The sequence below is a fragment of the Nonomuraea sp. NPDC049421 genome, assembly GCF_040677005.1.
Lineage (GTDB): Bacteria > Actinomycetota > Actinomycetes > Streptosporangiales > Streptosporangiaceae > Nonomuraea > Nonomuraea salmonea.
Map to the genome: position 1 here is coordinate 175406 of NZ_JBFAQA010000012.1, position 22598 is coordinate 198003.

The 22598-nt window shown below is 69.6% G+C and carries 22 protein-coding genes; 12 read left to right on the forward strand and 10 right to left on the reverse strand.

The genetic code is table 11. From position 1 onward, the window contains the following. Nucleotides 1-12: 12 nt before the first annotated feature. From rpsR to rpsF, 3 genes are all read right to left on the reverse strand, one after another. Nucleotides 13-249 carry a 30S ribosomal protein S18 gene (gene rpsR, locus AB0K18_RS22080; RefSeq protein ID WP_020543048.1) on the reverse strand — a complete coding sequence of 79 codons (237 nt, stop codon included), beginning with the start codon at nt 247-249 and terminating at the stop codon, nt 13-15. 63 nt (nt 250-312) lie between these two features. After that, nucleotides 313-867, reverse strand: a complete 555-nt coding sequence (locus AB0K18_RS22085) for a single-stranded DNA-binding protein (protein WP_364916981.1) — start codon at nt 865-867, stop codon at nt 313-315. A 78-nt stretch (nt 868-945) separates the two neighbouring features. Continuing rightward, nucleotides 946-1236 carry a 30S ribosomal protein S6 gene (rpsF, locus tag AB0K18_RS22090; RefSeq protein ID WP_026214314.1) on the reverse strand — a complete coding sequence of 97 codons (291 nt, stop codon included), beginning with the start codon at nt 1234-1236 and terminating at the stop codon, nt 946-948. 192 nt (nt 1237-1428) lie between these two features. Between rpsF and AB0K18_RS22095 the strand changes: the two genes are divergently transcribed. Then, nucleotides 1429-1746: a hypothetical protein gene (locus tag AB0K18_RS22095; RefSeq protein WP_364916984.1), complete on the forward strand. Its 318-nt coding sequence runs from the start codon at nt 1429-1431 to the stop codon at nt 1744-1746. A gap of 58 nt (nt 1747-1804) precedes the next feature. Here AB0K18_RS22095 and AB0K18_RS22100 read toward each other — a convergent pair whose 3' ends face one another. After that, on the reverse strand, nt 1805-1981 hold the full coding sequence (locus tag AB0K18_RS22100; protein ID WP_345393090.1) for a hypothetical protein: 177 nt from the start codon (nt 1979-1981) through the stop codon (nt 1805-1807). A gap of 99 nt (nt 1982-2080) precedes the next feature. Here AB0K18_RS22100 and AB0K18_RS22105 point away from each other — a divergent pair, with 99 nt between their 5' ends. Continuing rightward, the gene (locus tag AB0K18_RS22105) at nt 2081-2824 is read left to right on the forward strand and encodes a deoxyribonuclease IV (RefSeq protein WP_364916987.1); all 744 of its coding nucleotides are present in this window, start codon (nt 2081-2083) and stop codon (nt 2822-2824) included. A gap of 63 nt (nt 2825-2887) precedes the next feature. Here AB0K18_RS22105 and AB0K18_RS22110 read toward each other — a convergent pair whose 3' ends face one another. From AB0K18_RS22110 to AB0K18_RS22125, 4 genes are all read right to left on the reverse strand, one after another. Then, nucleotides 2888-3952, reverse strand: a complete 1065-nt coding sequence (locus AB0K18_RS22110; protein WP_364916990.1) for a mannosyltransferase family protein — start codon at nt 3950-3952, stop codon at nt 2888-2890. Beyond that, entirely contained in the window at nt 3949-5283 is a 1335-nt protein-coding gene (locus AB0K18_RS22115; RefSeq protein ID WP_364916993.1) for a glycosyltransferase 87 family protein, read from the reverse strand. The genes AB0K18_RS22110 and AB0K18_RS22115 overlap by 4 nt, the downstream gene beginning before the upstream one ends. Then, the gene (locus AB0K18_RS22120; RefSeq protein WP_364916996.1) at nt 5280-7862 is read right to left on the reverse strand and encodes a transglycosylase domain-containing protein; all 2583 of its coding nucleotides are present in this window, start codon (nt 7860-7862) and stop codon (nt 5280-5282) included. Before AB0K18_RS22120 ends, AB0K18_RS22115 begins: the two co-directional genes overlap by 4 nt. Nucleotides 7863-8094: 232 nt before the next feature. Continuing rightward, the gene (locus tag AB0K18_RS22125) at nt 8095-8481 is read right to left on the reverse strand and encodes a DUF5318 family protein (protein ID WP_345393108.1); all 387 of its coding nucleotides are present in this window, start codon (nt 8479-8481) and stop codon (nt 8095-8097) included. Nucleotides 8482-8614: 133 nt separating this feature from the next. On the opposite strand from AB0K18_RS22125, the gene AB0K18_RS22130 reads away from it, so the two are divergent. Next, entirely contained in the window at nt 8615-9205 is a 591-nt protein-coding gene (locus tag AB0K18_RS22130; protein WP_345393111.1) for a PadR family transcriptional regulator, read from the forward strand. A gap of 13 nt (nt 9206-9218) precedes the next feature. Next, complete coding sequence (locus tag AB0K18_RS22135; RefSeq protein WP_364916999.1) at nt 9219-10298, forward strand: inositol-3-phosphate synthase; 1080 nt, start codon at nt 9219-9221, stop codon at nt 10296-10298. Between the two features lie 52 nt (nt 10299-10350). Here the strand turns inward: AB0K18_RS22135 and idi are convergent, their stop codons facing one another. Beyond that, on the reverse strand, nt 10351-10935 hold the full coding sequence (gene idi, locus AB0K18_RS22140) for an isopentenyl-diphosphate Delta-isomerase (RefSeq protein WP_364917001.1): 585 nt from the start codon (nt 10933-10935) through the stop codon (nt 10351-10353). Nucleotides 10936-11013: 78 nt separating this feature from the next. Here idi and AB0K18_RS22145 point away from each other — a divergent pair, with 78 nt between their 5' ends. Further along, the gene (locus AB0K18_RS22145) at nt 11014-12300 is read left to right on the forward strand and encodes an MFS transporter (protein WP_364917003.1); all 1287 of its coding nucleotides are present in this window, start codon (nt 11014-11016) and stop codon (nt 12298-12300) included. On the opposite strand, the gene AB0K18_RS22150 is transcribed toward AB0K18_RS22145, so the two are convergent. Then, nucleotides 12280-13677: a CCA tRNA nucleotidyltransferase gene (locus tag AB0K18_RS22150; protein WP_364917006.1), complete on the reverse strand. Its 1398-nt coding sequence runs from the start codon at nt 13675-13677 to the stop codon at nt 12280-12282. The genes AB0K18_RS22145 and AB0K18_RS22150 overlap by 21 nt on opposite strands. Nucleotides 13678-13835: 158 nt before the next feature. Here AB0K18_RS22150 and AB0K18_RS22155 point away from each other — a divergent pair, with 158 nt between their 5' ends. The 7 genes from AB0K18_RS22155 (at nt 13836) to trxB (ending at nt 22591) form a co-directional block, all read left to right on the forward strand. Continuing rightward, on the forward strand, nt 13836-14360 hold the full coding sequence (locus AB0K18_RS22155) for a YbaK/EbsC family protein (RefSeq protein WP_355417583.1): 525 nt from the start codon (nt 13836-13838) through the stop codon (nt 14358-14360). A gap of 20 nt (nt 14361-14380) precedes the next feature. Next, a complete protein-coding gene (locus AB0K18_RS22160; RefSeq protein ID WP_364917010.1) occupies nt 14381-16540 on the forward strand; it encodes a DUF6049 family protein in 2160 nt (719 codons plus the stop codon). Then, the gene (murJ, locus tag AB0K18_RS22165; RefSeq protein WP_364917013.1) at nt 16537-18141 is read left to right on the forward strand and encodes a murein biosynthesis integral membrane protein MurJ; all 1605 of its coding nucleotides are present in this window, start codon (nt 16537-16539) and stop codon (nt 18139-18141) included. The genes AB0K18_RS22160 and murJ overlap by 4 nt, the downstream gene beginning before the upstream one ends. Nucleotides 18142-18307: 166 nt before the next feature. Further along, entirely contained in the window at nt 18308-19828 is a 1521-nt protein-coding gene (locus AB0K18_RS22170) for a protein kinase family protein (RefSeq protein WP_364917016.1), read from the forward strand. A gap of 15 nt (nt 19829-19843) precedes the next feature. Continuing rightward, complete coding sequence (gene sigM / locus AB0K18_RS22175; RefSeq protein WP_355417595.1) at nt 19844-20479, forward strand: RNA polymerase sigma factor SigM; 636 nt, start codon at nt 19844-19846, stop codon at nt 20477-20479. Then, entirely contained in the window at nt 20469-21494 is a 1026-nt protein-coding gene (locus AB0K18_RS22180; RefSeq protein WP_364917019.1) for a zf-HC2 domain-containing protein, read from the forward strand. The genes sigM and AB0K18_RS22180 overlap by 11 nt, the downstream gene beginning before the upstream one ends. A gap of 164 nt (nt 21495-21658) precedes the next feature. Continuing rightward, nucleotides 21659-22591 (forward strand): thioredoxin-disulfide reductase, encoded by a 933-nt coding sequence (gene trxB / locus AB0K18_RS22185; protein ID WP_364917022.1) that lies wholly within the window; start codon nt 21659-21661, stop codon nt 22589-22591. Nucleotides 22592-22598: the final 7 nt, after the last annotated feature.

Consider the following 22598-nt stretch of genomic DNA (forward strand, 5'->3'; position numbering starts at 1 on the left):
GACGAACCTCCCTTAGCGCGCCGTGCTCGTGTAAGGCAGCAGGGCCACCTCACGGGCATTCTTGATCGCCGTCGCCACGTCGCGCTGGTGCTGGGTGCAGTTGCCCGTCACCCGGCGCGCACGGATCTTGCCGCGGTCGGAGATGAACTTCCGCAGCAGGGCCGTGTCCTTGTAGTCGACGTAGGAGATCTTGTCGTGGCAGAACAGGCAAACCTTCTTCTTCGGCTTGCGCAGTGCCGGCTTTGCCATCGTGGTGCTCCTTTCAGAGCCCCGCCGTCAGAGCGGGAATGGACTCGGGCTTGTGGACAGGATTTAGAAAGGCGGTTCGTCGCTGAAGTCGTTGCCGCCGCCGAAGCCGCCGCCGCCCTGCTGGCCGCCGCCACCGAAGCCGCCGCCACCGCCGCCGCCCTGGAAGCCGCCGCCCTGAGGCGGGGCGGGCGTCGCGGAGGCCCACGGATCGTCGGCGGGACCGCCGCCGAAGCCGCCGCCGCCACCCTGACGGGAGGTGCGGTTGACCTTGGCGGTCGCGTTACGCAGGGACGGGCCGACCTCGTCGACCTCGACCTCGTAGACCGTGCGCTTCTCGCCTTCCTTGGTCTCGTAAGACCGTTGCTTGAGCCGCCCCTGCACGATGACCCGCATGCCGCGCTGGAGGCTCTCGGCGGCGTTCTCCGCCGCCTGCCGCCAGACGTTGCAGGTCAGGAAGAGGCTTTCGCCGTCTTTCCACTCGTTGGTCTGTCGATCCATGTACCGCGGAGTGGACGCGATGCGGAATCGAGCCACCGCTTGCCCCGTCGGGGTGAAGCGCAGCTCCGGGTCGTCGACCAGGTTGCCGACGATGGTGATTACGGTGTCGCCTGCTGCCATGGCTAGCGCTCGCCTTCCTGCACGCCTTCGCTTGGGTTACGGCTCAGAGTACGGGGCTTCCCCGACAAAAGCCGGAGGTTAGTGCACGTCCGGACGCAGGACCTTGGTGCGCAGAATGCCCTCGTTGAGGTTCATCTGGCGGTCGAGCTCCTTGACCGTCGCGGGCTCCGCGGACAGGTCGATGACGGCGTAGATGCCCTCGGACTTCTTGTCGATGTCGTAGGCGAGCCGGCGACGGCCCCAGACGTCGACCTTCTCGACCGTGCCGCCGTCGTTGCGGACGACGGTGAGGAACTGGTCGAGGGACGGAGCGACGGTGCGCTCATCGAGCGAAGGGTCCAGGATGACCATTACTTCGTAACGACGCATGCGGACTCCAACCTCCTCTGGACTCTTGCGGTCACGACACTCTGCCGTGACAGGAGGACGCTGACGCTTGAACCCGGGCGGGCCCCTTTCGGCACCCCGGGGCGATGGATCACCCATCACAACGCAGCGTGCCCCAGGTTACCAGCCACAGGTAGGTGGGAAGGCCTTTAGGAAACCAAGGGGGTGGTGGCTGTGCCACATGTGCTTCAGCCCTCCGAGAGGGAGCGGTTCAGGTTCACGCTCAACACCGACGGACGCCCGCACCGGGTCGAGAACGCCCTGGCCGTCATCACGCTCGTCTGCGGGGTGGTGGCGTTCGTCGCGACCTTCTGGACCTCGGCGCACATGATCGCGTCGTGGGTCGGCACGCTCGGCTTCGGCGTGGGTCTCTATTCGCAGTACATCTCGGCGACCACGCCGCAGCGCTCGCTCAACGTGGTGGGCCTGGTCGGGTCGTTCGTGGGGGCCGCGCTCGGCATCGCGCACGGCGGTTTCCTCCCGCACCCGTGATCCCCCCGCGCATGAGCGACGGCCCCGGCGCATGGTCCGGGGCCGTTGTATATGTGGATCACCCGATGTGCAGGTCGATGCCGAGCAGGACCAGGAACCACAGGAACACCGCGAGCAGCGCCTCCGCGAGATCCCTGAGCAGTCCCGGCGTGATGTAGTCGTAGACCCAGGCGACGTAGATGCCGACGACGACGTAGACCAGAACGATCAGCGCCCGTAAGCGCCAGCGGCTCATGGCGGTTTCTCCTCGGGTAGGGGGCGCCTCCCGACTGCCCTCGAGCCTGCCGGGCAAACCCGGCCGTACTCTGCTCGGGCGGCGGATAGCCTTACCTGCATGGTGCGAATCGGAGCTCATGTCGACCAGGACGACCCCGCCGCCAGGGGCGCCGAGGTGGGGGCCGAGGTGGTGCAGTTCTTCCTCGGTGATCCGCAGGGATACGCCAAGCCAGTGCTGCCGGACAAGCCGGTCGAGGGCGTCGACGTCTACATCCACGCCCCCTACCTGATCAATGTGGCGACCACCAACAACCGCATCAGGATCCCCAGCCGCAAGCTGCTGGAGCAGCACCTCAAGGCGGCGGCGGGGCTGGGCGCCAAGGGGCTGGTCGTGCACGGCGGCCACGTCAACAAGAGCGACGACCCGCAGACCGGCTTCGACAACTGGCGCAAGGTGTTCGAGCGCATGGAGTGCCCGATCCCGGTGCTGATCGAGAACACCGCGGGCGGCGGCAACGCGATGGCTCGCAAGCTCGACCGCATCGCGCGGCTGTGGGACGCGCTCGACGGGTTCGACGTGGGCTTCTGCCTCGACACCTGCCACGCCCACGCGGGCGGGGAAGAGCTGATCGACCTGGTCGAGCGGGTCAAGGCCATCACCGGCCGCATCGACCTCGTCCACTGCAACGACTCGCGCGACGAGTTCGACTCGGGCGCCGACCGGCACGCGAACCTCGGCCAGGGGAAGATCGGCCCCGAGCTGATCCTCGCGGTGTGCCGGGCGGCGGACGCGCCGATCGTGGTGGAGACGCCGGGCGCGGGCCAGGCGGACGACATCGCGTTCCTGAGGAAGAACCTCTAGCGTTTACACACAGCCTGTGGATAACTTCCCTGGATTACCAAGAGAAGAAAGCGGGTAGAAAGATCAGCCCGCCCAGGCGCCGCTGAGGAACCGGGCCGTGTTGACCAGCATCAACGGACCCGAGATCAGCAGATAGAGCACGAAAAGCCACGGCCGCCTGGTCGCCACCCGCGCCACCAGCACCCACAGCGGAAACCACAGCAGCAGCGAGCGCGGGATCGACAGGTAATAGGCCGACGTCATCAGTGCCGCCGCCTGCAGGCCCGTGTAGACGGCCTCGCTCCACCGCCGCAGCACCAGCAGCCAGACGAGCGCCGCCACGACCACCACGGCGCCGGCGATCTCCATCCTGAACGCCACCGCGAAGTCGTCGGAGCCCATCGCCGAGCGCCAGGTCGTCCGCCACGCCTCCCACGGCCAGGCGAAGTCGCGCCCCCACCCGGCCTCCTGCGCGTGCTTCCACGCCAGCCAGTCGCCGGTCCTGCGGAAGTGGTAGAACGCGTACGCCACCAGCGGCAGAAAAGGCACCACCAGCCACCCGGCCCGCCGCACCGGCTCCCTGCGCACGACGAACTCCACGAGCAGCGCGGCGGCCAGGAACAACCCGGTGATCCGCACGCACGACGCCCCCGCGGCCAGCACCACCGCGAGCGACCAGCGTCCCTGCCTGGCGGCCAGCCACGCGGGGATCGCGAAGGCGAGGAAGAGCGACTCGCTGTAGCCCGCGGCCAGGAACACCGCCATGGGGAAGGCCAGCAGCCCCAGCACCGCCGCCCACCCGTGGGCGCCCTCGGTCTCGGCCAGCCGGGCCAGCGCCACCATGGCGACCGCGCCGGAGACCAGCGAGACCAGCAGCCCGGCCGCCGCCCAGTCGGGGACGACCAGGTGCACCAGGCGCAGCGCGAGCGGCAGCCCGGGGAAGAACGCCGGCAGGCCGTCGTCGGCGGGCTGTCCTGGCTCGCCGTCGTAGCCGTACTCGGCGATCGTGACGAACAGCGTGCTGTCCCACTTCCTCCACCGGTGCGGGTAGCCGGCCAGTGTCACGCCGAGCAGGGTGGCGACCAGCAACCCGGCACGCGAGCCGAACCAGAGCAGCAGCGCGTCCCGGGTGGCCGAGCGGGTGATCATCTGGTCAGCGACGGCAGCGTGAACCGGTCAGGGGCGCCGTCGAACACGCCGCCCGTCTGGTCGTCGACGCCGGCCGCGCGGACGAGATCCTTCTCGGGCCGCAGGATGTCGCGCACCACGAACGCCATCATGATGCCGATCGTGATGATCCGTCCCCAGACGGCGGTGAAGTAGGTGTCGTCGCCGATGCCCAGGTCGTCGCGCTCCAGCGGCGGCTGCGAGAGCAGGTAGAGCCAGATCGCGACGAAGTACCACACCTCGGCGAGCTGCCACAGCGCGAGCGGCTTCCAGTTGGGCCTGGCCAGCACCGCGAACGGCACCAGCCACAGCACGAACTGCGGCGACCACACCTTGTTCGTCATCATGAACGCGGCCAGCGCGAGGAAGCAGATCTGCGCCAGCCGGGGCCGCTGCGGCGCGCCCAGCGTCAGCACCGCGATGCCGAGGCACATGATGGCCAGCGCCACGATGCCGAGCGTGCTGACGTCGCTCTCGCCGAGTATCGGCCAGCCCTTGTTCTGGAAGAACAGCCAGGGCGAGCCCCAGTCGACGCCGCGCTCCTGGGAGAAGACGTAGAAGCGGCGCCAGCCGTCCCACGCGAAGACCATGAACGGCACGTTGACGAGGATCCACGCCGCCACCGCGGCGCCCATCGTCTCGAGGAACGGCCGCCACCGCCCGGTGCGCCAGGTCAGCAGGAACAGCGCGCCGACGAACATCAGCGGATAGAACTTGGTCGCGATCGCGAGGCCGAGCAGCACGCCCGCGGCCACCTGCCGCTCGCGCTTCCAGGCCAGCAGCATGCCCATGGACAGCGCGCCGGCGACGAGGTCCCAGTTGATGTACGCGGCCAGCACGACGGCCGGCGAGATCGCGTACCAGAGGGGGTCCCAGCGCCTGGCGGGGCCGGCCACCGCGGCCATCAGCAGCACCCCGGCCACCAGGCAGAGGCCGAGCAGGATCACCGTCAGGTCGTAGAAGCGCACCGCCTGCACGACCTTGTCGGGGCTGAGCGCGCGGGCGATCCAGGCGAACACCTGCATGACCTCGCCCAGCACCACCGGGTACTCGACCTGCTTGTCGAACGGCACCGCCGCGAAGTAGGGGTTCTGGGTGTCGAGGGCGCGGTCGAAGTAGAGGGGGTAGATGTCGGTGTAGCAGAAGTTCGTGTACGTGGTGACCTGGTCGTTCCACCCGCCGGTACGGCACGGCAGCCGCACCACGTACGCGAGGCTCGCCCCCAGGGCCGCGATGAGCCCCAGGGGCAGATACGGCACGGCACGCGCCACCCAGGGGGCGCGTGCCTCGGTGCTCGTCACTGGTTCCGTCACTGATCCTCGGGCCTGCCTGGCATCGGCCGGCTGCCGCTGGGTCTGGCGTTGGGCGCCGATCCGCCTCCCGCGACGTCCACGTCGCTGTCCGGCAGGCCGAGCTGGTCGGTCTCGGTGCCGGCGTCGTCGTTCACGTCACCCTCGGGAATGCCGGGGTCGTCGTTGTCGCAGTTGATGAAGCAGTCGTCACCCTGGTCGAACGGGTCGCCGGTGCCGAGCGGGTTGTCGTCGGCTTCGGGCGTCGGGGTCGGCGTGGGCGTCGGGCTCGGCACGATGTTCTCCGCCGTGCCGACCTCGGCCCGGTCGGGGAACTGCTCGACCGGCATGCCCTCGTGGGCGAGCTGCATGAACCTCTGCCAGACGATCGTGGGCGGGCCCGCGCCCTCGAAGCCCAGGGAGACCTCCCTGACCGTGGTGTAGGGGTTGTTCGGGCCGTACTTCTTGCTGCCCTTGCGGAACACCGGGCAGTTGGAGTGCTCGGGCGGGACGACCTTGCCGGTCTTCGTCACGCACTGCTCGCGGTAGAAGCCGACCGCCGTGGAGATCTGCGGCGTGTAGCCGACGAACCAGGCTTCCTTCTCGTCGTTGTTGGTGCCGGTCTTGCCGGCCGCCGGACGGGAGCCGAGGCCCTTGCCCGCCGCGGTGCCCGACTTGAGCACCTCCTGCATGGCGATCGTCGAGTCCGCGGCCACCCCCTCGTCGATGACTCGCTTGGCGGCCGCCATCTCGGGGTAGACCACCCGGCCGTCACGCGCCTTGACCTGGCGTACGACGTGGTAGCGGGTGTACTTGCCGCCGTTGGCGAAGATCGAGTAGCCGGCCGCCTGCTCCACCGGCGTCACCAGGGCGCTGCCGATGGCGAACTGGTAGTAGTGCTCCTTGACGTCCTCCTCCATGCGCTTCTGGTTGAAGCCGGCCTCCTCGACCAGGTTCTTGACGTCGTCGAGCTGGTTGGGCAGCGCGTAGGCCATCGACACGAACGCGGTGTTCACCGACTGCGCCGTGGCCTTGACCACGTCGACGGCGACGCCCACGTTGTGGCTGTTCCTGATGCCGCCCTTCTGCTGGCCCGGCAGCTCCTTCGGCACGGTCTCGTTGCCCGGCACGTAGCTCTTGAGCGAGTAGCCGGCCTGCAGCCAGGCGGCCAGCACGTACGGCTTGAACGCCGAAGCGGCCTGCTTGGTGGACTGGAAGGGCTCGTTCCACGGGTCGTTGAGATAGTTGTCGCCGCCGTAGAAGGCGAGCACCCGTCCGTTCCTCGGGTCCACGGCGGCCAGGCCGGCGTGGTACTCCGTGGACATGTTGTAGGCCTTCATCGTCTCCTTGACCGCGGTCTTCGCGTACTGCATCATCTTGCGGTCGAAGGTGGAGATGATCTTGTAGCCGCCGCTCCTGACCTTGTCGCGGGTCAGGCCGCGGCCCTCGAGCTCCTGCAGCACCTGCTCGACCATGTAGCCCCTGAGCCCGCCCAGCTCGTTGTCGGTCGCGCTCGCCTTGGTCTTGGGGAACTTCGCGGTCTTCGGCAGGTCGCCGTACTTGTCGGGCCACTGCCTCGCCATGTAGTCGACGACGGTCTTCCAGCGATCCTTCAGCGCGGGCGAGTCGTGGTCCCAGTTGGGCTGCTGGATGCGCGCGGCGAGGTAGGCGCCCTGCTCGGGAGTGAGGTTCTTCGCGTGGACGTTCTTGCCGGGGAAGTACGCCTTGGCCGCGGCCTCGACGCCGTACGCGCGGCCGAAGTTGATGGTGTTGAGGTAGTTCGCGAGGATCTGGTCCTTGGTCAGCTCGTCATCGAGCTTGACCGCGACGAAGATCTCCATGACCTTGCGCTTGATCGACACTTCCTGGCTGAGGCCGTCGTAGTAGTTACGGGCCATCTGCTGGGTGATGGTCGAGGCGCCCTGGAGCTGCTGGCCGGTCGCGGTCATCCAGACCGAGCGGGCCATGCCGGAGATGGAGATGCCGGAGTCTTCGTAGAACGTGTCGTTCTCGATCGCGACGGCGGCGTCCTTCACGCTGTCGGCCATCGCGGTGATCGGCACGCTCTCGCGCTTGAAGCCGAGCGTGGCGATCGGGGTCTTGCCGTCGCGGTAGTAGATGGTGCTCTGCTCGGCCAGCGCCTCGGCCTGGGCCTCGGTCGGGACGGGCGTGTTGGCGTACGCGACCATGATCATGCCGAACAGGCCGGCCGCGAGCACCACGACACCGGCCACGACGATCTTCCAGCTCGGCAGGAACCTGCGCCAGCCGCCGCCGCCACCGCCTCGTTTGACCGGCGGTTCCGGCGGTTCTGACGGCGGGCCTGAGCCGCGCCGGCGCGAGCGGCGCGGCGCGTCGCTGACGATCGTCTCCTGATTGCTCACCGCGCGCGTGTCGGGGCGGGCGTGGGAGCGCGACGGCGGCTGGTCGCCGCGCTCCTGCGGGTACGCGGCGGTTCGCCGCTCGCGCGGTGGCTGGTCGCCGCGCTCCTGCGGGTATGCGGCGGTTCGCCGCTCGCGCGGCGGTTGGTCGCCGCGCTCCTGCGGATGCTCGGCACGCGCGCGGCGGCGTGGCGGCGGCTCGTCGTACGGCTGCGCCGCCATGGCGCCGGTCTGCTCGTATGCGGCTTCAGGACGACGCGGCGGCTGAGCCGCGCCCCAAGCCGGATCGCCGGTTTGAGGAGGAGAACCCTGGGGCACAGAACGGGATGAGCTGGAGCGACGGCGCCTCCCCGGGCGTGCCGTCCCCTCATTCATGCTGTTACTCACACGTCCTCGCATCGTCGTCGGAACATAAACGGCGGTCGGGCGTGAGGCTGCTCGCCGCCCTCGGTCTTCACGCTTGATCGACGAGGTCAGGCGGTCCGTTCCCGAGGACGTACGAAACCGTCAGGTGATTCCAGGAACAACCTTGGCAGACCTCGACAACGTACACCCGGAACTCATCGTAATCATGAGCCATGGCGACGAGTTCTGATGTGACCTTTGCCTGACCGGCATGCCGCCCGAGGGCGTCGCCGTAGACATAGGTCACGTTGGTGACGTTCTCCTGTTCGCAGACCGGGCAGAGGCGTTCGGTCGGCTCGCCGAAGTGGCGGGCCGCGCGAAGGAGGTAGGGCTGTGCGTCACAGACGTCGCGGCGCGACGATCGCCCCGCCCGCAGGGAGCGGACCACCGCCCTTTTCGCCAGGCCGTAATCCACCACCCTTCTCTGTGACCACATGAGCGCCAGACTACGGCGTTTCGGAGGTTGATCCCAACGACTTGCCGGATTCGCAGATTGCGGCCATATAGCGCCTCGACGTATCCTCAGGATGTATCGGCTCGATACATCGACGCGAGAGGGGGCGGTTCCAGTGGCCAGCGGACAGGGCAGGGTTCTGGAGCTGGCCGTGCTCGGGTCGCTGCACGAGACGCCGCTCCATGGCTACGAGCTGCGCAAACGGCTCAACGCCTTGCTGGGGATGTTCCGTGCGTTCTCCTACGGGTCGCTGTACCCCTGTCTGCGATCGCTGCTGGCTCAGGGCCTCATCGCCGAGGAGCAGCCGGCCCCGTCCACGATCGTCGGCGGCCGGTCCAAGATCGTCTACAAGCTGACCGCCGAGGGCAAGGAAAGGCTGCAGGAGCTGCTCACCCAGGCGGGCCCGTCCGCCTGGGAGGACGAGAGCTTCGGCGTGCACTTCGCGTTCTTCCGGCACACGGAGGCCGAGGTGCGCCTGCGCATCCTCGAAGGCCGCCGCAGCCGGCTCGAGGAGCGGCTCGACGCGGTGCGCACCGCGCTGGCACGAACCAGGGAGCGGCTCGACAGCTACACGCTCGAGCTGCAGCGCCACGGGCTCGAGTCCGTCGAGCGCGAGGTGCGCTGGCTGAACGAGCTGATCGCAACTGAGCGTCGGGCCTCGTCCGAGGACAGGCCCGAGAGAGATACCACGTCAACTGATGAGTAAGGGAGCGAGTGCGATGGGTTCGGTTCGCGTCGCCATTGTCGGTGTCGGCAACTGCGCGTCGTCGCTGGTCCAGGGCGTTCACTACTACAGGGACGCGGATCCCGACGTACGGGTCCCTGGCCTGATGCACGTGAAGTTCGGCGATTACCACGTGGGCGACGTCGAGTTCGTCGCCGCGTTCGACGTGGACGCCAAGAAGGTCGGCCGCGACCTCTCGGAGGCGATCGTCGCCAGCGAGAACAACACGATCAAGATCTGCGACGTGCCCCCGACCGGGGTCACCGTGCAGCGTGGGCACACCTTCGACGGCCTTGGCGAGTACTACCGCGAGATCATCGAGGAGTCCGACGAGGACCCCGTGGACGTGGTCCAGGTGTTGCGTGACAACGAGGTGGACGTGCTGGTGTCGTACCTGCCGGTGGGCTCGGAGGAGGCCGACCGCTTCTACGCGCAGTGCGCCATCGAGGCCAAGGTGGCGTTCGTGAACGCGCTGCCGGTCTTCATCGCCTCCGACCCCGTGTGGGCCGAGAAGTTCACCGAGGCGGGCGTGCCGATCGTGGGCGACGACATCAAGTCGCAGGTGGGCGCCACCATCACGCACCGCGTGCTGGCCAAGCTGTTCGAGGACCGCGGGGTCGAGCTGCTGCGCACGTACCAGCTCAACTTCGGCGGCAACATGGACTTCATGAACATGCTGGAGCGCACCCGCCTCCAGTCGAAGAAGATCTCCAAGACGCAGTCGGTCACCTCGCAGATCCCGCACGAGATGGGCAAGGCCGACGTGCACATCGGCCCGTCCGACCACGTGCCGTGGCTCGACGACCGCAAGTGGGCCTACGTCCGCCTGGAGGGGCGCTCGTTCGGTGACACGCCGCTCAACCTGGAGTACAAGCTCGAGGTGTGGGACTCGCCGAACTCGGCCGGCATCATCATCGACGCCGTGCGGGCCGCCAAGATCGCCCTCGACCGGGGCATCGGCGGGCCGATCCTGTCGGCGTCGTCCTACTTCATGAAGTCGCCGCCGGAGCAGTACTCCGACGACGAGGCGCGCGAGTACGTCGAGAAGTTCATCAGGGGCGAGGTCGAGCGCTGACCTCCCTGCGGCGCCGCGACCCTTGTGCGAGGGGCGCGGCGCCGTTCGCGTGTCAGGGACGTGCGGCGGGCGGCAGCGCGTCGGCGCCGGCCGGCTGCCAGGACAGCGGGTCGGCGCCCAGCTCGGTCAGCAGCGGCACCTGCTCCCTGCACCACGGCGAGATCGCCAGCAGGCCGTTCTGGGCCCCCTCGGCGAACTCCTTCCACGGCATCCACAGCGTCTCCCCCACCTCTTCGGGGTTCGGCGTGACGGGCGCGTCGACCGTGACGCGGTAGACCGGGCACAGCTCGTGCTCGACGATGCCGTTGGCCATCACCGCGCGGTAGGCGAACGAGGGCAGCATCAGATCGACGCTCTCGACGGCCAGGCCCAGCTCGTAGGACAGGCGGCGCACCACCGCCCGGTCAAGCGCCTCACCCGGGAGGGGGTGGCCGCAGCAGCTGTTGGTCCACACGCTCGGCCAGGTCAGCTTGTGATCGGCTCTCCTGGTGAGCAGCACGCGGCCGTCGGAGTCGAAGACGTAGCTGGAGAAAGCCAGATGGAGGGGGGTCTCGCGACCATGGACCGACGTCTTGGGCGCGGTGCCCAGCGCACGGCCGTCGCGGTCCACCAGCACAACGTGTTCGTCGCTCGTCACGCTTTGAAGCGTACGAGATCATGACCACCACTTGGAACCCCGGCGTGGCAGCCGGCGAGCGCGGGCTAGGCTGACGGCGTGTCTTTCGTCGCCGATCTCCGCACGGTTCTGCGGGGCAGGGACTTCAGGCGGCTGTTCGGCACCCGGCTGGTCTCGCAGTTCTCCGACGGCATCTTCCAGTTCGGGGTGACCGGGTTCGCCTTCTTCAGCCCCGAGAACCAGACGACCGCCGTCGAGGTGGCGGCCGGGCTGGCGGTGCTGCTGCTGCCGTACAGCGTGCTCGGGCCCTTCGTCGGAGTCTTCATCGACCGCTGGTCGCGGCGGCAGATCCTCATGGTGGCGCCGTTCATCCGCGGCGGGCTGCTGCTCGTCGCCGCCGCGCTGGTGGCGGCCGACGTGCCCGATCCCGCGTTCTACGCGGCGGCGCTGGCCGTGCTCGGCGTCAACCGGTTCTTCCTGGCCGCCCTGGGCGCCTCGCTGCCCCACGTGGTGCCGCCCGAGCGGCTGATCTCGGCCAACGCGGTCGTGCCCACCTCGGGCACGGTGGCCACGTTCCTCGGCGCGGGCGTGGGCTTCCTGCTGCGCGAGCTGTTCGGCGGCGACGACCTGGGCGTGGCGCTGCTGCTGGTGACGTCCGGCGTGGTGTTCACGATGAGCGCGCTGGTGGCGCGCACCATGGAGCGGCAGCTGCTCGGCCCGTGGCCCGACCCCGACCGGCCGCAGGCCCGCCAGGAGCTGCGCAACGTCGTCACCGGGCTCATCGACGGCGCCCGCCACCTCCTGCGCCACCGCGTGGCCGCCGCGACGCTGGGTGCGATGGCCACCCACCGCTTCCTGTTCGGCATGTGCACCGCGCTCGGCATCATCCTCTACCGCTACTACTTCGCCCACGGCGACGCCGAGGCCGCGCTGCGCGGCATCGGCCTGGTCGTGATCGCCGCCGGGCTCGGCACCGCGCTCGCCGTCGTCATCACGCCGTACGCGACCGAGTGGTTCGGCATCGAGCGGTGGGTGCAGATCGCGCTGGTCGCGGCCGGGGCGCTGACCGCGGTGCTGGTGCTGCCCTTCCAGGAGTGGGGGCTGCCGGTCGCCGGGTTCGTGCTGGGGGTGGCCGGGCAGAGCGTGAAGATCTGCGCCGACACCACCGTCCAGCGCGACGTCGAGGACATCTACAGGGGCCGCGCGTTCTCCATCTACGACATGCTCTTCAACGGCATGTACGTGCTGGCCGCGGCCCTGTCGGCGGCGATCCTGCCGGCCGACGGCAAGTCGTACGCCGCCGTCGCCATCATCGCGCTCGGCTACCCGCTGGCCGCCCTCGGCTACCGCCTGATCACCGCGCCCTCACGCACCGAGGTCGGTTGACCTCGCCCACTCCAGCAGCGCCTCGGTGGCGGCCTCCTTGCCGATCACGCCCTTGTCGAGCCTGAGGTCGAGCAGGAACTTGTAGGCCCGCCCCACGATCGGCCCCGGGCCGACGCCGAGCACCTGCTGGATCTCGTTGCCGTCGAGCTCGGGCCTGATCTTGGCCAGCTCCTCCTCCTCGGCCAGCCTGGCGATGCGCTCCTCCAGGTGGTCGTAGGTGCGCGACAGCGCCGCCGCCTTGCGCTTGTTGCGGGTGGTGCAGTCGGCCCTGGTCAGCTTGTGCAGCCTGTCGAGCAGGTGGCCGGCGTCGCGGACGTAGCGGCGTACGGCGCTGTCGGTCCACTCCCCCGTGCCGTAGCCGTGGAAGCGCAGGTGCAGCTCCACCAGCCGGGACACGTCGGCGACGACGTCCTTCGGGAAGCGCAGCTCCGTCATGCGCTTCTTCGTCATCTGCGCCCCGACCACCTCGTGATGGTGGAACGAGACCCGGCCGCCCACCTCGTGGCGGCGCGTCTTGGGCTTGCCGATGTCGTGCATGATCGCCGCCCAGCGCAGGATGCGGTCGGGGCCGTCCTCCTCCTGCGCGATGGCCTGGTCGAGCACGGTCAGCGTGTGCTCGTAGACGTCTTTGTGCCGGTGGTGCTCGTCGATCTCCAGCCGCAGCTTGGGCAGCTCGGGCAGCACGTGGGCGGCCAGCCCCGTCTCGACCAGCAGCCGCAGGCCCTCGCGCGGGCGGGCGCCGCAGACCAGCTTGTCGAGCTCGTCGCGGATGCGCTCGGCCGAGACGATCTCGATGCGGTCGGCCATCTCGGTCATCGCCGTCACCGCCGCGGGATCGACCCTGAAGCCGAGCTGTGCGGCGAACCTGGCCGCGCGCAGCATGCGCAGCGGGTCGTCGCCGAACGACTGCTCGGGGGTGCCGGGCGTGCGCAGCAGCCCCGCCCGCAGGTCGGACAGGCCGCCGTAGGGGTCGACGAACTCGTGCGCGGGCAGCCGCACCGCCATCGCGTTGACCGCGAAGTCGCGCCGCTCCAGGTCGCCCTCAAGGGTGTCGCCGTAGACGACCTCGGGCTTGCGCGACTTGGGGTCGTAGGACTCGCTGCGGTACGTGGTGATCTCGAGCAGCCGGTCGCCCTTGCGCAGGCCGACCGTGCCGAAGTCGATGCCGATCGTCCACACGGCGTCGGCCCAGTCTCTGGCGATCTCCAGCACCTGCTCGGGGCGGGCGTCGGTGGTCAGGTCGAGGTCGTTGCCTGCGCGCCCGAGCAACAGGTCGCGTACGGGCCCGCCGACGAGGGCGAGCTCGTGGCCCTGTGCGGCGAACAGGCGGCCGAGCTCGTCGGCGACGGGGGCGATCTTGCGGAACAGGTCGTTCATGGCCTGCTGCTGGCTTTCGGTCAGAGTTGAGTCGGACAAACTGCGATCGGCCTTATCTGAGTGTGCTTCCGGAACATATCCCCCGAGCCACACCAGGTCCGGGTTACCGTCGGTCAAGGGACCGTCGGGGGGCACTGGAATGCGGCAAGGAGGACTATATGAAGGACGCCCTCGCGCTCCACCGCTGGCTCCTCGCACACCAGGTCCATCATGAGATCGTACGCCTTCCGCGTCCCATGACATGCGCGGAAGAGCTGCCCGAGACGGTCTTCGCGGCCGCCGGACGCTGCCTCATGGTCACGGTGCTGGACGTCACGACCAGGGTCGGCAGCGAGGTCGTCATCGCCGTCACCACCCCCGTCTCGTCGCCGCCCCGGCCAGGCATCGTCGGCGGGCTGCTCGGCGCCCGCCAGGTACGCCCCGCGCCCGCCCACGTCGTCAACGCGGCCACCGACTACGCCGACGGGCTCGTGTGCCCGCTGCTGCTGCCCGCCGCGCTGCCGATGTTCATCGACGACCGGCTGCACGCGGACGACGAACTCATCTACACCCCCACGGGAGAGCGGCACACCGCACTCGCCATGAGGGCTCTCGACCTGCTGGCCGTCCTGCCCGGGAAGATGGTGGACCTCCGCGGCACACGCCCGCGGGGATCACGTGCGGCGGTCGCGCGACGGCACTGAACCCGTACCATTGCGGGCGTGTGTCGTCCTCGTCCAGCTCGGGCCTGCGCGTGATCCGTAAGACCACGCTGCTCGCCGCGCTGTCCGCCGCGTTGCTCGCCCCCACGATGGCTGTGACGCCCGGCGAGGCTGCCGCGACGCCGGTCCTGACCGAGGTCAGGCGGCAGACGCTCGCCGTGTCGATCACGTCGATCACGCCCGAGGTGCCGAAGAGCCTGACCGATGTGATCAAGATCACCGGCACCGTGCGCAACGACACCGGCACCGCGATGTCCGGCCTCCAGGTCCGGCTGCGCTACAGCGCGCAGCCCTTCACCGACCGCGCCTCGATGGCCACCTACCAGGCCGACCAGAACAACGCGACGCTTCCGAGCAGCGTCTCCACGCGCAACTCGTTCCAGAACCTCGAGCCGCTCGATGCGGGCGGCACCGCGCGCTGGGAGATCACGGCCACGCCCGTGCAGCTTGGCCTGCGGCAGTTCGGCGTCTATCCCATCGCGGTCGACGTCGCCCAGTGGGGTGTGCCGCTCAGCGCGCAGCGCACCTTCCTGACGTACGCGCCGCCCACCACGCCGCGCCCGCCGCGCAACAAGCTCGCCGTCGTGCTGCCCGTCATCGACCAGCCGCGCCGGGCCACCGACACCGACCCCGACGCGCCCGGCAAGGGCCCGTTGTTCCTCGACGACAAGCTCAGCCAGGCCGTGACCGGCCGCGGCCGGCTGGCCGACCTGCTCAGCATCGCGCAGTCGGCCCCGAGCAGCGTCACCTGGGTGGTCGATCCCGCGCTGCTCGACGACCTCAGCGCGATGACCAAGGGCTACCAGGTCAAGACGAAGGACGGCAAGCGCTCCCAGCCGCCCAGCGCAGCGGCGGGCCAGTGGCTGACCGATATGCGCACCTCGCTGGCCGCCTCCCCCGTGGTGGCGCTCCCCTACGCCGACCCCGACGTGGCGGCGCTGGCCCACCAGGGGCTCGACCCGCAGACCCGCAGGGCCGTCGAGCTCGGCGGCCAGAAGGCCCAGCAGCTGCTCAGCGCCAAGGCCAAGACCAACCTCAACTGGCCGGCCGCCGGCGTGCTCGACCCCGACGCGCTCGACCTGCTCGCGGTCAGCGGCGTCAACACCGTGCTGCTCAACTCCACCAACCTGCCGCCGCAGCCGCCCGTCCCCACCACGCCCGACGCCGCCGCGACGCTCGACTCGGTCAACGGCCCGGTCACCGCGCTGGTCGCCGACCCCGAGCTGAGCCGCCTGTTCGAGCCGACCGCGCCCACCTCGCAGGCGCTGACCAGGCAGCGGTTCATCGCCGAGACCGCGATGATCTCCGCGGAGCCGGGCCAGACCGTGCCGCGGTCGCTGGTCGTCGCGCCCTCCCGGCGGTGGAACCCCAACCCGGCGCTGGTCAGCTCGCTGCTCAAGACCGCGAGCCGGCTTCCCTGGCTGCAGCTGACCACGCTGGAGTCGCTCAAGCCGGGCAAGACGTCCGTGCCGCGCGCCGGGCTGACCTACACCGACCAGAACCGCAAGCAGGAGCTGTCCGGCAAATACCTCGACTCGGTCAAGGAGTCGTGGTCGATGGCGCAGCTGCTGTCCCGGGTCACCATCGACGGCGCGCCGTCCAGCTTCGACGCCGCCGTGCTCCGCCTGACCTCGTCGGCCTGGCGCGACAGCACCCGCGCCGGACGCGCCGCGGCCAAGATGGTCGGCACCGCCGTCACCAACACCACCAACAAGATCCAGATCTTCGGCGTGGGCGGCCCCCGCACCCTGGCCGGCAGCAGCGGCGTGGTGCCCATCAGCGTGAAGAACGGCATGGGTCACCCCGTCGCCCTCTACATCGACGTCAAGTCCGACAACCCCGAGCTGCTGCAGATCAAGATCGTCGAGGAGACGCGGACGATCGGCCCAGGCCAGAGCACCACGTTCCAGGTGACGATGAACGCCACCCCCGACACCAGCGGCGACGCCACGGTGACCGTGCAGCTCAAGACCCCCGACGGCCAGCCCTACGGCAAGCCGCAGCGGCTGACGATCCGCACCACCGGCTACACCGGCATCGCCCTGGTGATCGTGGGCGCCGCGCTGACCGTGATGCTCGCCGCCGTCGTCACACGGCTGTTGCGGCGCAGGTCGCAGCGCAAGCTCGCGCGTACCAAGACCCGGGAGAGTGAGACCGTATGAGCCGCATGCTGCGGGCCAGCGCCATCATGGCGGCCGGCACCATGGTGTCCAGGGTCACGGGGTTCGTGCGGACGATGGTGCTGGCCTACGCCATCGGCACGGCCGCGCTCGGCGACGCCTACAACGCCGCGTACGCGATCCCGTACAGCATCCTCGACCTGCTGCTGCTCGGTGTGCTGAGCAGCGTCGTGGTGCCGATGATCGTGCGGGCCCAGCAGCACGACGCCGACGGCGGCAGGGCCTACGAGCAGCGGCTGCTGACGCTCTCGACCGGCGCGCTCGTCGTGGTCGCCGCGATCGCCGTGCTGGCCGCGCCGCTGCTCATCGACCTCTACACGGTCTGGGACCACGGCAGCAGGGAATACGACGTCGCGGTCACGCTGGCCAGGTTCATCCTGCCGCAGCTCGCCTTCTTCGGCGTGGGCGCGGTGGCCGGCGCCATACTCAACACCCGCGACCGCTACGGCGCCCCCATGTGGGCGCCGGTCGTCAACAACCTGGTCGTCATCTGCGTGTTCCTGCTCTACGCGGTGGCCGGGCCCGGCAACGACATCTCCCGCGTCACCACCGGTGACCTGGCGCTGCTCGGCGTCGGCACCACGGCCGGCATCGTGGCGCAGGCGGCGGTGCTCATCGTGGCGCTGCGGCGGGCCGGGTTCCAGTTCGTGCCGCGCTTCGACCTGCGTAACGCGCGGCTCGGCGAGATGGGCAAGGCCGGTGTCTGGACGATCGGCTACGTCATCGTCACGCAGGCCGGCTTCATGCTGACCACCAACCTGGCGAGCGCCGCGGGTGACGAGGTGGCGGGGCACGGCATCAGCCCGTACACGCTGGCGTTCCAGCTTTTCCAGCTTCCTTACGGCGTGATCGGCGTCTCCGTGATCACCGCGATGCTGCCCCGAATGAGCAGGGCCGTGGCCGACGGGCGCTTCGGTGACGTGCGGGCCGAGTTCGGGTCGAGCGTACGGCTGGTCTGCGCGCTCATGGTGCCCGTGTCGTTGCTGCTCATGGTGGTCGGGCCGGCGATCACCGTGCCCATCTACGGCCACGGCGCCAACTCCGTGGCCGACGCCGTCTACATCGGCAACGTGCTGCAGGTCTATGGGCTCGCGCTGGTGCCGTTCGCGGTGTTCCAGCTGCTGCTGCGGGTCTTCTACAGCTTCGGCGACACGCGTACGCCCGTCTTCATCGGGGCCGGCACGACCGCGGTCAACGCGGTGCTCATGGTGCTGTTCCACCTCCTGCTGCCGGCCACGTACGCGGTGATGGGGCTGGCGCTGGCGTACGCGGTGGCGTACGGGCTGGGCGCGGTGCTGGCCTGGTGGCTGGCCGCCCGCCGGGTGCGGGGTCTGGACGGCTGGGCCGTCGGCATGGCGATGACCAGGATGTATCTCGCGGCGCTGCCCACCGCCGTGCTCGCGCTCGCCACGGTCTGGGTGATCACCACCGTGTTCGGCGGGCTCGACTTCCTCAACTCCGTGATCGTCCTGGCGATCGGCGGCGGTCTGGGAATGTTGCTCTATCTCGGCGTAGCCCACAGAATGCGCATCCCGGAGGTCAACTCGATCGTTGGGATGGTCGCGAGGCGGGTAGGTCGGTAAAGAACGCGGGCGGAATCTCCTCGGCACTACCATGGAACCCGACACGCGCGAATGGAAGCAGGAGGGGCGTGGGCGGATCCACCCGGCATAGCGTGCCTTCGTGGGACACCACCACGCAGGTGAGTCGAACCATGAGCACGCCCGATCGGCCAAGCGGAGTGAGCCAGTGAGCAGCACGTCGGCCGTCGCACCCGGCACCCGTCTCGCCGAGCGTTTCCGGCTCGAAGATCGCGTCAGCGAGTCCGACGGCGCCACCCTGTGGAAGGCCATCGACGAGATCCTCGCCCGTCCCGTCGCCGTCCACACCTTCGCCCCCGACTTCCCGCGCGTCCACGAGGTCGTCACGGCCGCCCGCGCGGCCAGCCGGCTCACCGATCCCCGGCTCACGCAGGTCTTCGACGCCGCCGAGGACGACAAGCACGCCTACGTCGTCAGCGAGTGGGTCACCGGCGAGTCGCTGACCGACCTGCTCGCCGCCGGACCGCTGGAGCCCGAGCGCGCGGCAGGGCTGATCGCCGAGGCCGCGGAGGCGCTCGCGCACGCCCACGAGGCCCACCTCTACCACCTGTGCCTGCGCCCCGCCCACCTGGTGTGGACGACCGGCAACACGGTCAAGGTGCTCGGCGTCGCCGTCGACGCCGCCATGTGGGGCCTGACCACCGACCAGCCCGCGCTCGACGACGCCGAGGGCCTCGGCCGGCTGCTGTACGCGGGCCTGACCGGCCACTGGCCGGGCGACGAGGAAGAGGGCGGCCTGCCCGCCGCCCCCATGAACGACGGCCACTTCTGCACGCCCCGCCAGGTGACCGCGGGCGTGCCCGGCTACCTCGACACGGTCACCGTGCGGGCCTGCCTGCCCGAGTCGCGCAGGGGCCAGGGCGCGCTGTCGAGCCCGTCGGAGGTGGCCGAGGCGCTGGCCGACGTCGCCAGGCCGATGCCGATCCCGATCTCCTATCCCTCCACCCCGGCGGTCGCCTCGGCGTCCCACACCGAGGGTCTCGACATCGCCCACCGGCAGCAGTCGGCCCCGCCTCCCCTGCCGCCGGTGATGCAGCCGCGCCGGCCGTCCGGCGGGGGCGGCAGCACGCTCAACCGGGTGCTGATGACGCTCGTGGTGCTGCTCGTCATCGCCGCCGTGGGCGTGGGCGCGTGGACGATCGGCCGCAGCCTCGGCAGCCCGACGACGGCCCAGACGACCAGCGCCAGCCCCACCGCGTCGGCCTCCGCGCCGGTGGAGACGCAGACCGTCAAGCCGGTCAAGGCGCAGGGCTTCGACCCGCTCGGCGACGGCGACGAGAAGCCCGACCTCGCCAAGCTGGCCATCGACGGCAAGCCCTCCACGCTGTGGAAGACCGAGACCTACACCAGCGCCGACCTGGGCAGACTCAAGGACGGCGTGGGCCTGCTGCTCGACATGGGCAAGTCCGTGCAGATCAGCGACGTGGTCGCTACGCTGTCCGACGCACAGGGCGCGACCGTCGAGCTCAAGGTGGGCGACTCCCCTGAGCTCGGGTCGCTCAAGACCGTCGCCACGAAGAAGAACGCCGCAGGTAAGACCACTCTCGCTCCGGAACAGGCGGTGACCGGCCAGTACGTTTTGATCTGGTTTACGCGCGTTCCGACAGATGCGGGCACTTTTCATGGCACCATCTATGAGGTAGTGGTGCACTCTCCCGGATCGGCATAATCAGGAAACTCTCTTGTGAACTCCCCACCCGAGACACCCTCAGCAGCGGAGCGGCCGGCGGTCACAGACGCCGAGCTGCTGACCGCACATATCAACGGGGATCCACACGCCTTCAGCGAAATCGTCAAGAGACACCGCGACCGCATGTGGGCGGTCGCCCTGCGCACGCTCGGTGACCCCGACGAGGCCGCCGACGCCGTGCAGGACGCCTTCGTCTCCGCTTACCGCAAGGCCGCCACGTTTCGCGGCGAAGCGGCCGTCACCACCTGGCTGCACCGCATCGTGGTCAACGCCTGCCTTGACAGGATGCGCCGTAAATCCGTCCGGCCCGTCGCCGACGACGAGCTGATCGAGGCCGCGGAGCGCGAGACCCCGCTGCCCGACCAGACTGTCGAGCGCGAGGTGTCGATGGAGGTTTCGGCCGCGCTGAAAATGCTGCCCGCCGACCAGCGGGCCGCGCTCGTGCTGGTGGACATGATGGGCTACTCAGTCGAAGACGCAGCTCAGGTGCTGCAAGTGCCGAGTGGCACGGTGAAGAGCCGGTGCGCCCGAGGGCGCGCGAAACTTGCCCCAATTCTTTCGCATCTGCGGAACCGAACCGACTTGAATCGCGTCTCATCCGCGAAGGGAGCAGAACTTCGTGACGGGTGATACGCACTACGATCTGGAAATCCTCGCCGAGCTGGCCGAGGGTCTCCTGGACGCCGACGCGGCACGCCGGGTCCGCGAGCATCTCGCGGTCTGCGACCCCTGTGGGGAGCTACTGGCCGACCTGGCGGCGGTTCGCGAGGTGCTGGCCGCGACGCCCACACCGGCCATGCCGATGGGTGTCGCACTGCGCATCGACAAGGCGCTGGCCGCCGAGGCCGAGTCCAGGCGTGGCGGGGGTGTCGGCCTCGCGGAACCACCGGACTGGGATGAGCTCATGCGGGACGCCCCGTGGGAGCGGCCGGCGGAGGTCCCCGAGCCCGTGCGGCTCCATCGGGACGTGCCTGCTCAGGTCCCGGAGCCGACGCGTCTGTCCGGGGACTCGCCCGCCGAGGTCCCCGAGCCGGCTTCGACCGGACCGGCCGGCGTGCCTGAGCCGGTGCGGCTCGGCGTGGTCTCCGACGACGGCACGGTCGTCCCGGCGAAGAGCCGGTCGATCAGGCGGCGCCGGTGGGCGATGCCCGCGGTCGCGGCCGCCGCCGCGGCGGCCGTCGTGGCCGGGTCCGCGGTGGCCGGCACGGCCCTGCTGGCCAGTGGCGGTGAGTCGCCGGCGCCTCCGGTGGCGCAGCCGGTTCCTTCGACGTCCTCGGCCGCCCCGCAGCCCCAGCAGAGCTCGATGCGGGCGACCCCGTCGAAGCCGCCGCGGGGCTACGCCCTGACCAACAGCGACCACAACTACAGCGACCCCGAGCTGCGCAGGCCGCTCGAGCTGTTCCTGGCGCCCGCTCCGATACTGCACGGCGACTCCAACGACGCCGACAAGGTCGCCAAGTGCGTCAGCGCGGTCTCCAACCGCTCCAAGCTCGACGTGTTCGCGGTTGACCAGGGCCAGTACAACGGCCAGGAGGCGCTGCTGGTCGCGAGCTGGAAGCAGCAGTCGACCAAGAGGATCCGCATCGACGTCGTCGATCCGTTCAACTGCAAGAACCTGCGCAAGCCCGCCCTGGGCCGCTGGTAGACCACCGCCACCGGCCAGGTCCGCCGGCTGCGAAGCCCGACGTCAGAGCCCGCTTCTCGCGGGCTCTTTCGTTTGTCCCGGCGTTGTGGGGTAGGGCGGGAATCACTGCGGCCTAGGATCTGTTGTCGCCGGTGGCATCGACAGACGAGGAAGGCGTGGGAGCGTTGAGCGACGTTCGTAACGTGATCATCATTGGTTCCGGCCCTGCCGGTTACACGGCGGCCGTCTACTCCGCTCGTGCCGAGCTCAAGCCGCTCGTCTTCGAGGGCTCCGTCACCGCGGGTGGCGCGCTGATGAACACCACCGACGTGGAGAACTTCCCCGGGTTCCCCGACGGCATCATGGGTCCCGACCTGATGGACAACCTGCGCAAGCAGGCCGAGCGATTCGGTGCCGAGCTGGTCGCCGACGACGTGGTCGAGGTCGATCTGCAGGCCGACCCCAAGGTGGTCAAGACCCACACCGAGACCTACTACGCCAAGTCGGTCATCCTGGCCATGGGCTCCGGCTACCGCGAGCTCGGCCTCGAGAACGAGAAGCGGCTCTCCGGCCGCGGCGTGTCCTGGTGTGCGACCTGTGACGGCTTCTTCTTCCGCAACAAGGACATCGTGGTCGTCGGCGGCGGCGACACCGCGATGGAGGAGGCCACGTTCCTGACCAGGTTCGGGCGCATGGTGACCGTCGTGCACCGCCGCGACACGCTGCGGGCCAGCAAGATCATGCAGGATCGCGCGCTCGCCAACGACAAGATCCGCTTCGTCTGGGACTCCGAGGTCGTCGACGTGCTCGGCGACTCCAGGGTCGAGGCGGTCAAGCTGCGCAACGTCAAGACGGGCGAGGAGTGCGAGCTCGCGACCGACGCGCTGTTCCTCGCCATCGGCCACGACCCGCGCACCGAGCTGGTCAAGGGCCAGATCGACCTCGACGAGAACGGCTACATCAAGGTGGCGTCCCCCTCCACCGCGACCAACATCGAGGGCGTGTTCGCCGCCGGCGACGTCGTCGACCACACCTACCGCCAGGCCATCACCGCGGCCGGCACCGGCTGCGCCGCCTCGCTCGACTCCGAGCGCTGGCTGGCCAACAACGAGAAGTAAGGAGCGC